The organism is Pseudomonas sp. HMSC08G10 (genome assembly GCF_001808425.1).
GTDB classification, from domain to species: Bacteria; Pseudomonadota; Gammaproteobacteria; order Pseudomonadales; family Pseudomonadaceae; genus Aquipseudomonas; species Aquipseudomonas guariconensis.
The window spans coordinates 224025-236518 of the sequence record NZ_KV793307.1 but is presented as its reverse complement, the minus strand read 5'-3'; the positions used below and the strand labels follow the sequence as shown (position 1 = coordinate 236518).

Below are 12494 nucleotides of genomic sequence, written 5' to 3'. Positions count from 1 at the left end.
TTCTGGGAGGAAAACCGCATAATGTCGCTTCGACTTCTGGGGGATCCGCTTCATGCTGGCTTCGTTGTTCGCCGTCCTGGCGCCTGTTTTCATCGTCGCCGGCATCGGCTATGGCTGGGCCCGCCGTGGTCTGGACTACCCCACCGAATTCATCGCCCGCATCGTCATGACGGTCGGCACCCCATCACTGGTGCTCTCGACCCTCAGTCGCACGCAACTGGACCCTGCAGCCTTCACCAGCATGGCCGTCGCGTGCGTGCTGTGCATGTTGGGCATGGCGCTGGCCGGGTTTCTCGTCAGCCGCGCTTCGGGCCAGCATTGGCGCGTGCTGATGCCGGCATTCATGTTCCCCAACACCGGCAACATGGGCTTGCCGATCAGCCTGTATGCCTTCGGCGAACATGGCCTGGCGCTGGCGGTGGCGTTCTTTCTGACCTTGTCGATCTTCCAGTTCACCTTAGGCATCGCCATGTCCGGGGCCAGCGCGTCGTTCAAGGCCCTGCTGCGCAACCCGATCGTGATCAGCCTGGCCGGGGCCCTGCCGATCATCTTCCTGGACCTGGAGCTGCCGCGCTGGCTGGCCAACACTGCAGACCTGCTCGGCGGCATGACCATCCCCTTGATGTTGCTCACCCTGGGCGTATCCCTGGCCAGCATCCGCCTGCACCACGTGGGCAGTGGCCTGTTACTGGGTGGTCTGCGCATCGTGCTGGGGGCGGCAGTGGGGTGGGGCGTGGGTACTGCGCTGGGGCTGGAATCGTTGGAGCGTGCGGTGCTGGTGGTGCAGTCTTCCATGCCGGTGGCGGTGTTCAACTACCTGTTGGCGGTGCGCGCCAACAGGTCACCCGAACAGGTGGCCAACCTGGTGATGTGCTCGACGGTGCTGTCCTTCGCCTGGCTGCCAGCGGTGCTGGCCTGGTGGCTATAGGCCGCGGCTGCGGCATCCTGTCCTGCCCACAGGCAAAGTGCCACGGCTCATCCATACTCCACTGACCTGCCGCACTCAGGGGCCAGGCTCAGGCGTCACCGGCGCTGCCGGGACAACCAACGGTTTGCAAGGGGAGTAGGCGATGGCCAAGGCTGTGAACAAGAAGCACAAGGACGAGCTGCCGGAGAAACTGGGGCGCAAAACCTACGAACAGGAGCTCAAGCGCCTGCACGTGGAGCTGGTCAAACTCCAGCAGTGGGTGGTGGCCAAAGGGCTCAAGGTGTGCGTGGTCTTCGAGGGGCGCGACGGCGCCGGCAAGGGCGGAACGATCAAGGCCCTCACTGAACGGGTCAGCCCTCGCGTCTTTCGTGTGGTGGCGCTGCCGGCGCCGACCGAGCGCGAGAAAACCCAGATCTACGCCCAGCGCTACCTGACCCACTTGCCGGCCGCCGGCGAGGTGGTGATCTTCGACCGCAGTTGGTACAACCGCGCCGGCGTCGAGCGGGTGATGGGCTTTTGCACCGAAGAGCAGGCGCACAAGTTTCTCGCCGTGGTGCCACTGTTCGAGCGGATGATGGTCGACTCGGGGATCATCCTGATCAAGTACTGGCTGGAGGTGAGCGCCGAGGAGCAGACCCGCCGCCTGCAAGATCGCATCAACGATGGCCGCAAGCTGTGGAAGCTCTCGCCCATGGACATCAAGTCCTACACCCGCTGGGACGATTACACCCGCGCCCGCGACGATATGTTCGCAGCCTCCGATTCGTCCTGGGCACCGTGGTTCATGGCGCGCTCCGAAGACAAGCGCAAGGCGCGACTGAACATCATCAGCCACTTCCTGCAGCAGATCCCTTACCAGGATCTGAGTGCCAAGCAGAAGATCGCCCTGCCCAAGCGCGGCAAGATCGGCAAGTACAAGGCGGTGCCGTACCCGTTCAAGATGGTCTCCGAGCGATACTGAGGCCAGGCGGGCATGGACACCTCGACACCACCGCCAAAGCCCTTGGCCTATGCGGCGCAGCCGGTCGACCGTGGCTGGCAGCGCTGGATACCGGGCTTGCGTGTGGTGCGTCAGTACCCGATGGCGTGGCTGCCCAAGGACTTGGTCGCAGGGCTGGTGCTCACCGCCATGCTGGTGCCGGTCGGCATCGCCTACGCGCAGGCGTCCGGCGTACCGGGCATCCATGGCCTGTACGCGACGATCGTGCCTTTGCTGGCCTACGCCCTGTTCGGGCCCAGCCGCATCCTGGTGCTGGGCCCGGACTCGGCGCTGGTGCCGATCATCCTGGCCGTGGTGTTGCCGTTGGCGGCGGGCGACCCGGGGCGGGCGGTCACCCTGGCAGCGGCCATGGCGCTGGTGTCGGGGCTGATCTGCATCGGCGCGGGCCTGTTGCGCCTGGGCTTCATCACCGAGCTGCTGTCCAAACCGATCCGTTATGGCTACATGAACGGCATCGCCTTGGCGGTGCTGGTCAGCCAGGCGCCCAAGTTGTTCGGCATCTCCGGGCAGAGCACCGGGCCGCTGCGCGATACGCTGCAGTTGGTCAACGCGCTGTTGGACGGCAAGGCCAACTGGCATGCCTTCGCCCTGGGGGCGGGTACGCTGGTGATCATTCTGCTGCTCAAGCGCTGGGAGCGCTTGCCGGGCATCCTGATCGCCGTAGTGGTCGCGACTGTGATATCCGGGCTGATGGGGCTGGAGGCCGCCCACGCGGTGAAGGTGGTGGGATCGTTGCCCCAGGGCCTGCCAGGGTTCGCGTTGCCATTGATCGGCTTCAATGACCTGGCCACCGTGGTCATCGGTGGCGCGGCGGTGGCGTTGGTGTCGTTCGCCGACACCAGCGTGCTGTCGCGCACCTACGCCGCCAAGACCCGCGCCCAGGTCGACCCGAACCAGGAAATGGTCGGGCTGGGGCTGGCCAATCTGGCGTCGGGGTTCTTCCAGGGCATTCCCATCAGCAGCAGTTCGTCCCGCACGCCGGTGGCCGAGGCGGCGGGGGCGCGCAGCCAGCTGGCCGGTGTGTTCGGCGCCCTGGGCGTGGCGGCGTTGCTGGTGCTTGCGCCTGATCTGTTGCGCCACCTGCCGCAAAGCGCCCTGGCGGCGGTGGTGATCGCCGCGGCCATCGGGCTGTTCGAGTTCAAGGACCTGGCGCGGATCTACCGCATCCAACGCTGGGAGTTCTGGCTGTCCATCACCTGCTTCGTCGGGGTGGCGGTGTTTGGCGCGGTGCCGGGCATCGGCCTTGCGGTGGTCATCGCGGTGATCGAGTTTCTCTGGGACGGCTGGCGGCCGCATTACGCGGTGCTGGGCCGGGTCGACGGCATCCGTGGCTACCACGATGTGTCCCGCTACCCCCATGCACGCCGAGTGCCGGGCCTGGTGCTGTTTCGCTGGGATGCGCCGCTGTTTTTCGCCAATGCCGAGCTGTTCCAGCGCTGCGTGCTGGAGGCCGTCGCCCGGTCGGACGGCGAGGTGCGGCGGGTGGTGGTCGCGGCGGAACCGGTGACCAGCGTGGACGTTACCTCCGCCGACATGCTCGTGGAACTTGAGCAGACCCTGCGCGAGGCCGGTGTGGAGCTGCATTTTGCCGAGGTCAAGGACCCGGTGAGGGACAAGCTGCTGCGCCTTGAAGTGCTGAGCCACATCGGTAGCGACATCTTCCAGCCCACGGTGGGCGCTGCGGTGGACACCTACCTGCAGGACCACGCTGTGGATTGGACGCCCTGAGCGGGCGGATCACTCGCGGGTGTCGATGCTCACCACCACCGACATCCCCGGCCGCAGCCGCTTGGCATCCGGCTGGTCGGGATCGACGGTGATGCGCACTGGAATGCGCTGGGCAATCTTCACGAAGTTGCCGGTGGCGTTGTCGGCCTGCAACAGGGCGAACTCGGAGCCTGTGGCCGGCGAGATCTGTTGCACTTGCCCCCGCAGCTCAAGGTGGTCGAGCGCATCGACGGTGAAGGTGGCCGGTTGGCCGATGCGCACGTGGGCCATCTGGGTTTCCTTCATGTTTGCGATGATCCACAGCGTGTCGGGTACCAGCGCCATCAACTGTGCTCCCGAGTTGACATAGGCGCCCAGGCGCGTGCCGATCTGCCCCAGCTGACCGTCGCGCGGGGCGGTCACACGGGTGTTGTCCAGGTCGATGCGGGCCAGCTCCACCGAGGCCTTGGCGTTTTCCACGGCCGCTTCCAGTGCCGCGCGGTTGACCACTACGGTTTCTTTGTCCTGCCGGGCGATTTCCAGTGCCGCCTTGGCCTGTTCCAGGTTGGCGACTGCGCCAGCGTGGGTGGCACGGCTCAGGTCCAGTTCCCGGCGAGACACCGAGCCATCGCTGACCAGTGCCTGGTTTCGGCGCAGGTCCGCCTGGGCCTTGTCCGCCTGGGCGGTGGCATCGAGGATGGCGGCCTCGCGCTGGGTGATGGCCGCCTCGGCGCTCTTGCGCTGTTGCAGGTTGTTGGCCAACGCCGCCTGTTGCTGTTGCAGTTGTGCGATAGCTTGAGCCAGACGCTGGGTGTAGATGCGATCGTCCAGGCGTACCAGCAAATCGCCGCGTTTGACGAACTGGAAGTCGTGCACCGGCACCTCGACGATATAGCCGGGCAGTTGTGGGCCGATGATCGTCACCTGGCCACGGACCAAGGCGTTCTCGGTGCTTTCGATGGCGCTGCTGAACGGCGGCAGGCGCCAGGCATAGAGCACCAGCAGGATGCCGGCCAGCGCCACGCAGGCGAAGCTGAGTGAGGAAAGCAGGCGCACACGGCGCGTGCGGGTCTGATCGCCCGGCCCGCTGGGCGGGGCGGTGCCCTCCGGGGTTTCGGCGATGGCGGTGGTGGTGGTGGACTGGGTGGGTTGGGTCATCAGGTCGAAGCGCCACTGGAGGTGTCGGGGGAGGCTATAGGCTGCGCCGCGCGGCGCAGCCAGTAGCTGCGAATCAGAATCCAGATCATGGTCGCCACGGCAATGGCACCGATGAGCATGAACACATCGTTGTAGGCCAGGATATTGGCCTCGCGGGTCGCCGCACTGGCCAACAGACGCGTGCCGACTTCGGTGCGCAAGGCGGGGTCGGCGATCAGGCCGGCGTAACCGGCACCGCCGCCCTGGACCCTGGCATTGACCAGCGGTTCGAGCGCACTCAGGCGTTCGACCAGGTTGCTGGAATGGAATTTCTCCCGCGCGGTCTGGAAGGTGCCGAGTAACGCTGCACCGATCAGCCCGCCGAGGTTGTTGCAGATCCCGAACATCACCGAGAAGCTCACCAGGTTGCGCGGGTTGGCCCGTACGTGACTGATGCCCAGGGCCATGGATGGGCCGAGGAAGAACGTGCTGCCGAAGGCCAGCAGGAACTGGCTCAGGTACATCTGCTCGGGCCGGGTCAGGTTGCTGGAGCTCGAATCCATGAAGGCCCCGGTGGCCATCGCCGCCAGCGAGATGAACAGTGGTGTGACCAGGTGCGCTGGGTTGATGGTCAGGGCGCTGGTGGCAAGGCCCGTGGCTGCGCCCAGCAGCATGATCCAGTACAGGCTGCGCATCTGTTCGCTGCTCATGTTCAGGGCCTGCAGAAAGCCCACCGCGCCGGTGGATTGCTCAGACGTGACCATGCGGATCAGCACCACGCACAAGGCCAGTCGCACCACCGCGCCACTGCCCAGCCAGCGCGTCATCAACAACGGGTTGGTGCGGTTGTGCTCGATGGCAAGGCCCGAGCACACCAGGGCGATGGACGACGCCAGGGCTACGCCGATCCAGGGCGCCTCAAGCCACCAGTCGATGCGCCCGAGCGAAAGCACGGCGCAGAGCAGGGCGGTGCCGCTGGCCATCAGCGAGAAGGTCAGAAAATCCAAAGGTTCGAAGGTCTTGAAGCGATCGCCCGGTGGCAATTTGAGCTGCAGCACGCAACCCAGCGCGGCCAGCGCGAGGCCGAGTTCGAACATGTAGAGGCCCCGCCACTCGGCGATTTGCAACAGGTCTTCGGAAAACACCCGGGCCAGGGGCACCGCCAGTTGCGAGGCGCCAAGGCCCAACACCATGGCCTTGAGTCGCCATTGGGCGGGGAAGGCCTGGATCATGTAGTAAAGACCCAACGAGCTCAGGGCCGCACCGACCATGCCGTGGGCGGCGCGCACCGCGATGGCCGAGTTCAGGTCGTTGACGAACAAATGGGCGAAGGTGACCAGGGCGTAGAGCACCAGGAACACTTCGGTGAAGGCACGCAGGCCGAACTGCTGACGAAACTTCACCAGCAGCAGGTTCATCGAGACGTTGGTCATCACGAACGCGGCGGGTAGCCAGGCCATCTCGGCGCTGGTCGCGCCCAGGGCACCTTGTAGGAAGGACAGATTGGCCGTGACCAGGGCATTGCCCAGGCCACCGGTGATCGCCACCAAAAGACCGACCGCGCCATAGGCCAGGCGTTTGCCGGGGGCGTGCAGGGGAGTGGAGGGCGAACCTGGCAGGCTGGGCTTTTCGTGGGGGAGCCACTGGCGCGGCGTGTATTTGTCCATGAGTGATGCAGCCCTTGGTCGCTTGGAAAAACTCTACGCGACTCGCGGTGGGAATGAAAATACCGGTGCCACGCCTGCGATGGGCCGCGCAGCGCCCCCAGAATCCGGGTGACCCACACATTCGGGGTATGTTCCCCTTCGCCGATTGTCCCGATAGTAGGTCCACCGGCTCATCCCGAGCAGTCACACGATGGAGTTGCTATGGGCAAGGCACTGAAGGTGATTGGCAGTCTGTTGCTGACGTGCGCCGCTACCGCCACGCAAGCGGCGCAAGAGGACACCAGCAATACGCTGCGGTTGTACAACTGGACCGACTATATCGGCGAAACCACCCTGGCCGATTTCGAGAAGGCCACAGGCATCAAGGTGATCTACGACACTTTCGATGGCTATGAGACCGTGCAGACCAAGTTGCTCACCGGCCGCTCTGGCTACGATCTGGTCATGCTCAATGCCTCCCTGGTGCCGCCCTTGATCCAGGCGGGGGTGTTCCAGCCTCTGGACAAGCGTCAATTGCCCAGTTGGCACAACCTCGATGCCAAGGTGGTCGATGAGCTGCAAGGCTACGACCCAGGCTTGAAGTACTCGGCGCCTTACACCTGGGGCAGCTCCGGGGTGACCTACAACGTCGAGAAGATCAAGGCACGCATGCCCGACGCGCCGATCGGCTCGCTGGCCATGCTGTTCGATCCCAAGATCGTCTCGCGCTTCGCCGATTGCGGCGTCACCTTGATGGACGCACCCAGCGAAGTCATACCGCTGGCCCTGCAATACCTGGGCAAGGACCCGCACAGCGCCGCACCCGCTGACCTGAAGGCCGCCGAGAAGCTGCTGATGGGCATCCGCCCCTACATCAAGAAGTTCGATTCGGTGAACTACCTCACCAGTTTGCCCAACGGGGATGTCTGCATGGCCCTGACCTGGTCCGGTGACTACGCCACCGCTCAGGCCCGTGCCGAAGAGGCGAAAAAGAACATCACCTTGGATTTCTTCATTCCCAAGGAAGGCTCGCTGATCTGGTTCGACAACCTCTACCTGCCCAAGGACGCGCCCCACGTGGCCAATGCGCACCGTTTCATCGAGTTCCTGCTGCAGCCGCAGACCATGGCCAAGGTGACCAATTACATCCACTACGCCAACAGCAATGGCGCCGCGACGGCCTTGGTGCAGGCGGACATCCGTGACAATCCGGCTATTTACCCCGACGACGCCACCCGTGGGCGTCTGTTCGCCCAGAAGACCCAAGCCCCTCGGGACATGCGTGCCATTACCCGGGTGTGGAGCACGGTCAAGACCGGCTACTGAGTTCTCTTTCTTCGTATTCTGCCAAGGAGCTGCCCTATGGCCATGCCCAGCAAAGCATTCGCTTCGACACCTGCCCAGGACGCATTGGTTGAGGCCGACAAGGCCCACTACATGCACGGCTATCACATGTTCGACGAGCACCGTGAGCAAGGCGCGTTGAACATCGTGGCCGGGGAGGGCGCCTATATCCGCGACACCGAGGGCAACCGCTTCCTCGATGCCGTGGGCGGCATGTGGTGCACCAACATCGGCCTGGGCCGTGAGGAAATGGCCCTGGCCATCGCTGACCAGGTGCGCAAGCTGGCTTATTCCAACCCGTTCTCCGACATGGCCAACGACGTGGCCATCGCGCTGTGCCAGAAGCTCGCCCAGCTGGCCCCCGGCGACCTGAACCATGTGTTTCTCACTACCGGCGGCTCGACCGCGGTGGACACCGCCTACCGGCTGATCCAGTACTACCAGAACTGCCGTGGCAAGCCGAACAAGAAGCACATCATCGCCCGCTACAACGCCTACCACGGCTCCACCACCCTGACCATGTCGATCGGCAACAAGGCCGCCGACCGGGTGCCGGAGTTCGATTACGCACACCCGCTGATTCACCACGTCTCCAACCCCAACCCTTACCGCGCCCCGGATGACATGGACCAGGCCGAGTTTCTCGACTTCCTGGTGGCCGAGTTCGAGGACAAGATCCTCTCGCTGGGCCCGGACAACGTCGCGGCCTTCTTCGCCGAGCCGATCATGGGCTCAGGTGGGGTGATCATCCCGCCCGAAGGCTACTTCCTGCGCATGTGGCAACTGTGCCAGACCTACGACATCCTGTTCGTCGCCGACGAAGTGGTGACCTCTTTCGGGCGCCTGGGCACCTTCTTCGCCAGCGAGGAGCTGTTCGGCGTGCAACCGGACATCATCACCACCGCCAAGGGCCTGACCTCGGCCTACCTGCCGCTGGGGGCATGCATCTTCTCCGAGCGGATCTGGCAGGTGATCGCCGAGCCAGGCAAAGGCCGCTGCTTCACCCACGGCTTCACCTACAGCGGCCACCCGGTGTGCTGTACCGCAGCGTTGAAGAACATCGAGATCATCGAGCGCGAGCGTCTGCTGGATCACGTCAATGACGTGGGTGGCTACCTGGAGCAGCGCTTGGCTAGCCTGCGCGACCTGCCGCTGGTGGGGGATGTGCGCTGCCTGAAACTGATGGCCTGTGTCGAGTTCGTGGCCGACAAAGCTAGCAAGGCGCTGTTCGACGACGCGGTGAACATCGGCGAGCGCATCCACCGCAAAGCCCAGGCCAAGGGGCTGCTGGTGCGGCCGATCATGCACCTGAACGTGATGTCACCACCGCTGGTGATCACCCATGCCCAGGTCGACGAGATCGTCGAGATCCTCCGTCAGTGCATACTCGACACCGCCCAGGAACTGCGCAGCGAAGGGCTGTACCACGGCCAATGACCCACCTGAGACAGGCTGTGCGCGAGCATGTCCGGCAGGCTAGACTGCCGGGCATGACCCAGCCTACCCCCGACACCCCCATCACCCTGACTTTCGGCGCCCTGCAGCAGTGGCATGCGGCCTTGCAGCACGCGTTCGCCCACAGCGACACGCCCGATGCCTTGGCCCATCTGGCCGCCGCCATCGGCCAACTGGTTTGCGTGGAGTCGATGATGATCAGCCTGGAGTGCCGGGGGCGGGCGCCGCGGTTGCTGTACCAGCAGGGCATTCCCGAATGCCATCGCGATGCAGTGCTCAATCGCTATTTCGCCGCAGGCTACCTGCTCGACCCGTTCTGCCTGGCGGTGGAGAACGGGCTGGCTGAAGGCTTCTATCACCTGGAAGACATCGCGCCGGACAACTTCTTCGACAGCGACTACTACAAGGCCTACTACCTGGGTACCGGCTGCAGCGAAGACAGTTACTTCATCGCCGATATCGCCGAGGACCGCAAAGTCTCGCTGAGCCTGTTCCAGGGCTGCAGCGGCACACGCCTGAGCGCTGCGCAGCTGGACGTGCTGCGGGCGGTGGAGCCGATGGTGCGTGAGCTGCTGGGGCGCTATGCCCGCGCGCACCTGCTGGAAGCCCCGCACGCCGCCGAGCCGGGCGGTTTGCAGGCAGCGTTCGACAGCTTTGGCTGCCAGGTGCTCACCGACCGGGAGCGCGAGGTGGCGCACATGATCCTGCGTGGGCACTCGGTGAAATCCACGGCCATCGAGTTGGGCATCTCGCCGGAAACGGTCCGTATGCACCGCAAGAACCTTTACCTCAAACTCGAGATCAACTCCCAGTCGGAGCTGTTCGCCCGCTTCATCGACTGGTTGCGCCGGGGCTGAACCGGCGCAACCAAAGGGTACGGCAGAGGATCAGTTGCGATCCAGCCACACCGTCTGCACGTTGCAGAACTCGCGCACGCCGAAGTGCGACAGTTCGCGGCCGAAACCGCTCTTCTTCACACCGCCAAAGGCTACACGGGGGTCGGAGGCGCAGTAGCCGTTGATGAACACGCCGCCGGTGTCCAGGGCGGCCGTCATGCGCTCGGCCAGGGCGAGGTCGGCGGTGTAGAGGGTCGAGGCCAGTCCGAACTCGCTGTCGTTGGCCAGTTCTACCGCATGCTCGGCATCCCGGGCGGTGATGATCGCCGCGACAGGGCCGAACAGCTCCTGCTTGAAGGCGGTCATCTCGGGGGTGACGTCGCCGAACACAGTGGGTGCATAGTAGTTGCCCACGCCTTCGACCTTGTTGCCGCCGAGCAGCAACGTGGCGCCTTCGGCCAGGGTCGCTTGGACTTGGCCGTCGAGTTCGTCGCGCAGATCGAAGCGGGCCATGGGGCCGATGTAGGTGTCGTCGTCCTGGGGGTTGCCGATCTTCAGCTGGCGGGTGGCCTCGACGAACTTGCGGGTGAATGCCTCGACGACGCCTTGTTCGACGATCATGCGCTTGGCCGCTGCGCAGACCTGGCCTGTGTTCTGGTAACGGCCGATCACGGCCGCCTTGACCGCCGCATCCAGGTCGGCGTCGGCCAGGACGATGAACGGGTCCGATCCGCCCAGTTCCAGTACGCATTTTTTCAGCGCCGCACCCGCCTGGGCGCCGATGGCCATGCCGGCACGCACGCTGCCGGTGAGGGTGACGGCGGCGATGCGCGGGTCATTGATGGCCCGGGTGACGCCTTCGGGCGTGACGTTGACCACTTCGAACACGCCCTCGGGCAGCCCGGCCTGCTTGAAGGCGTCGAGCAGCAGGTAGGCGCTGCCCATCACGTTCGGTGCGTGCTTGAGGACATAGGTGTTGCCAGCCAGCAACGCGGGCACCGCGCCACGCAGGACCTGCCAGATCGGGAAGTTCCACGGCATCACCGCCAGGATCGGGCCCATCGGACGGTATTCGATGCGGGCTTTTTCTATCTGGGTGGGTTCTGGCGCGAGCATGGCCGGACCGTGTTCGGCGTACCACTGGCACAGGCCGATGCACTTGGTGACTTCGCCGCGGGCTTGGGTGATCGGCTTACCGATCTCGCGGGTGATCATCTGGGCGAAGGCTTCATGATTGGCTTGCAGGGCATCTGCCAAGGCGAGCAGGTATTCGCTGCGCTGACCCAGCGACACCTGGCGCCACTGGCCATAGCCTTTCTTGGCGCGTTGCAGCGCCGCTTCCAGTGCGGCGTCGGTGTCGAAGGGGTAATGGCCGATCCGCTCACCGCTGTGCGGGTCGACGGAAATGGCATGGGTCAGGCTGCTGATCTCGCTCATGGCGGGCTCCTCGTTGTTGTATCCGACTGGCGCCCAGACTAGTGGTGTGCGGTTTTAATGAAAACTGAATAATAATGAGTGAAACATTCACGAATGGAGAAAGACCGTGGACCTGGTGCAACTGGAAATCTTCAAGGCCGTGGCCGAGCACGGCAGCATCAGCGCTGCGGCGCAGCAGATCCATCGGGTCCCCTCGAACCTGACCACGCGCATCAAGCAGCTGGAGGAGGACCTGGGCGTGGAGCTATTCATCCGCGAGAAAAGCCGGTTGCGGCTGTCGCCGGCGGGCTGGAACTTTCTCGAATACACGCGGCGCATTCTCGACCTGGTACATGAGGCGCGCCTGACCGTGGCTGGCGAGGACCCCCAGGGCACTTTTGCCCTCGGGTCGCTGGAGAGCACCGCGGCGGTGCGCATTCCAGGGCTGCTGGCGGCCTATAACCAGCGCTTCCCCAAGGTCGACCTGGACCTGTCCACCGGGCCGTCGGGCACCATGCTCGAGGGTGTGCTGTCCGGGCGCCTGGTGGCGGCGTTCGTCGACGGCCCGGTGCTACACCCGACCTTGGAAGGCATGCCGGTGTTCGAGGAGGAAATGGTCATCATCGCACCGCTCAACCATGCCCCGGTGGGCAGGGCCCGGGATGTGAACGGCGAGAGCATCTATGCCTTCCGGGCCAACTGCTCCTATCGGCATCACTTCGAGAACTGGTTCGTCCAGGACCAGGCGGTGCCGGGCAAGATCCATGAGATGGAGTCCTACCATGGCATGCTGGCCTGCGTCAGCGCCGGGGCCGGCCTGGCCTTGATGCCGCGCAGCATGCTCGACAGCATGCCGGGATGCAGCACGGTGAGCGTCTGGCCGCTGTCCGAGGATTTTCGCTACCTCAAGACTTGGCTGGTGTGGCGCCGAGGAACGGTCTCGCGCAGCCTGAGCATGTTCGTCAAGCTGCTGGAGGAGCGGCGCGCGGCCTGACCGACGGCTGTCCTCTGCTCGAACACCCCTG

At 64.7% G+C, this 12494-nt stretch carries 10 protein-coding genes; 7 read left to right on the top strand and 3 right to left on the bottom strand.

Annotation, left to right across the window (positions count from 1 at the left end; all coding sequences use genetic code 11):
* Window positions 1-52: 52 nt before the first annotated feature.
* The 3 genes from HMPREF3173_RS13465 to HMPREF3173_RS13455 all read left to right on the top strand — a co-directional run bounded on the left by HMPREF3173_RS13465 (window position 53) and on the right by HMPREF3173_RS13455 (window position 3656).
* Entirely contained in the window at window positions 53-928 is an 876-nt protein-coding gene (locus tag HMPREF3173_RS13465) for an AEC family transporter (RefSeq protein WP_070573796.1), read from the top strand.
* Window positions 929-1070: 142 nt separating this feature from the next.
* Window positions 1071-1889: a polyphosphate kinase 2 gene (gene ppk2, locus HMPREF3173_RS13460; RefSeq protein WP_070573793.1), complete on the top strand. Its 819-nt coding sequence runs from the start codon at window positions 1071-1073 to the stop codon at window positions 1887-1889.
* A gap of 12 nt (window positions 1890-1901) precedes the next feature.
* Window positions 1902-3656 carry a SulP family inorganic anion transporter gene (locus HMPREF3173_RS13455; RefSeq protein WP_070573792.1) on the top strand — a complete coding sequence of 585 codons (1755 nt, stop codon included), beginning with the start codon at window positions 1902-1904 and terminating at the stop codon, window positions 3654-3656.
* A gap of 9 nt (window positions 3657-3665) precedes the next feature.
* Here the strand turns inward: HMPREF3173_RS13455 and HMPREF3173_RS13450 are convergent, their stop codons facing one another.
* The gene (locus tag HMPREF3173_RS13450; protein ID WP_070573790.1) at window positions 3666-4793 is read right to left on the bottom strand and encodes an HlyD family secretion protein; all 1128 of its coding nucleotides are present in this window, start codon (window positions 4791-4793) and stop codon (window positions 3666-3668) included.
* Window positions 4793-6439, bottom strand: coding sequence for an MFS transporter (locus tag HMPREF3173_RS13445; RefSeq protein ID WP_070573788.1), 1647 nt, complete (start codon window positions 6437-6439; stop codon window positions 4793-4795). Before HMPREF3173_RS13445 ends, HMPREF3173_RS13450 begins: the two co-directional genes overlap by 1 nt.
* 201 nt (window positions 6440-6640) lie before the next feature.
* On the opposite strand from HMPREF3173_RS13445, the gene HMPREF3173_RS13440 reads away from it, so the two are divergent.
* Genes HMPREF3173_RS13440 through HMPREF3173_RS13430 form a run of 3 tightly spaced genes read left to right on the top strand, consistent with a single transcriptional unit; the run spans window position 6641 to window position 10074 of the window.
* Complete coding sequence (locus HMPREF3173_RS13440) at window positions 6641-7744, top strand: polyamine ABC transporter substrate-binding protein (RefSeq protein WP_070573786.1); 1104 nt, start codon at window positions 6641-6643, stop codon at window positions 7742-7744.
* A gap of 36 nt (window positions 7745-7780) precedes the next feature.
* Window positions 7781-9199 carry an aminotransferase gene (locus HMPREF3173_RS13435; RefSeq protein ID WP_070573784.1) on the top strand — a complete coding sequence of 473 codons (1419 nt, stop codon included), beginning with the start codon at window positions 7781-7783 and terminating at the stop codon, window positions 9197-9199.
* A gap of 53 nt (window positions 9200-9252) precedes the next feature.
* A complete protein-coding gene (locus HMPREF3173_RS13430) occupies window positions 9253-10074 on the top strand; it encodes a helix-turn-helix transcriptional regulator (RefSeq protein WP_080642099.1) in 822 nt (273 codons plus the stop codon).
* Window positions 10075-10104: 30 nt separating this feature from the next.
* Here the strand turns inward: HMPREF3173_RS13430 and HMPREF3173_RS13425 are convergent, their stop codons facing one another.
* Window positions 10105-11490, bottom strand: coding sequence for an aldehyde dehydrogenase family protein (locus tag HMPREF3173_RS13425; RefSeq protein WP_070573781.1), 1386 nt, complete (start codon window positions 11488-11490; stop codon window positions 10105-10107).
* 106 nt (window positions 11491-11596) lie between these two features.
* Between HMPREF3173_RS13425 and HMPREF3173_RS13420 the strand changes: the two genes are divergently transcribed.
* Complete coding sequence (locus HMPREF3173_RS13420) at window positions 11597-12463, top strand: putrescine utilization regulator PtrR (protein WP_043210773.1); 867 nt, start codon at window positions 11597-11599, stop codon at window positions 12461-12463.
* Window positions 12464-12494: the final 31 nt, after the last annotated feature.

Coding starts and splice junctions, on each gene's coding strand:
- HMPREF3173_RS13465 (WP_070573796.1), top strand. CDS start 53: ATGCTGGCTTCGTTGTTCGCCGTCCTGGCGCCTGTTTTCATCGTCGCC.
- ppk2 (WP_070573793.1), top strand. CDS start 1,071: ATGGCCAAGGCTGTGAACAAGAAGCACAAGGACGAGCTGCCGGAGAAA.
- HMPREF3173_RS13455 (WP_070573792.1), top strand. CDS start 1,902: ATGGACACCTCGACACCACCGCCAAAGCCCTTGGCCTATGCGGCGCAG.
- HMPREF3173_RS13450 (WP_070573790.1), bottom strand. CDS start 4,793: ATGACCCAACCCACCCAGTCCACCACCACCACCGCCATCGCCGAAACC.
- HMPREF3173_RS13445 (WP_070573788.1), bottom strand. CDS start 6,439: ATGGACAAATACACGCCGCGCCAGTGGCTCCCCCACGAAAAGCCCAGC.
- HMPREF3173_RS13440 (WP_070573786.1), top strand. CDS start 6,641: ATGGGCAAGGCACTGAAGGTGATTGGCAGTCTGTTGCTGACGTGCGCC.
- HMPREF3173_RS13435 (WP_070573784.1), top strand. CDS start 7,781: ATGGCCATGCCCAGCAAAGCATTCGCTTCGACACCTGCCCAGGACGCA.
- HMPREF3173_RS13430 (WP_080642099.1), top strand. CDS start 9,253: ATGACCCAGCCTACCCCCGACACCCCCATCACCCTGACTTTCGGCGCC.
- HMPREF3173_RS13425 (WP_070573781.1), bottom strand. CDS start 11,490: ATGAGCGAGATCAGCAGCCTGACCCATGCCATTTCCGTCGACCCGCAC.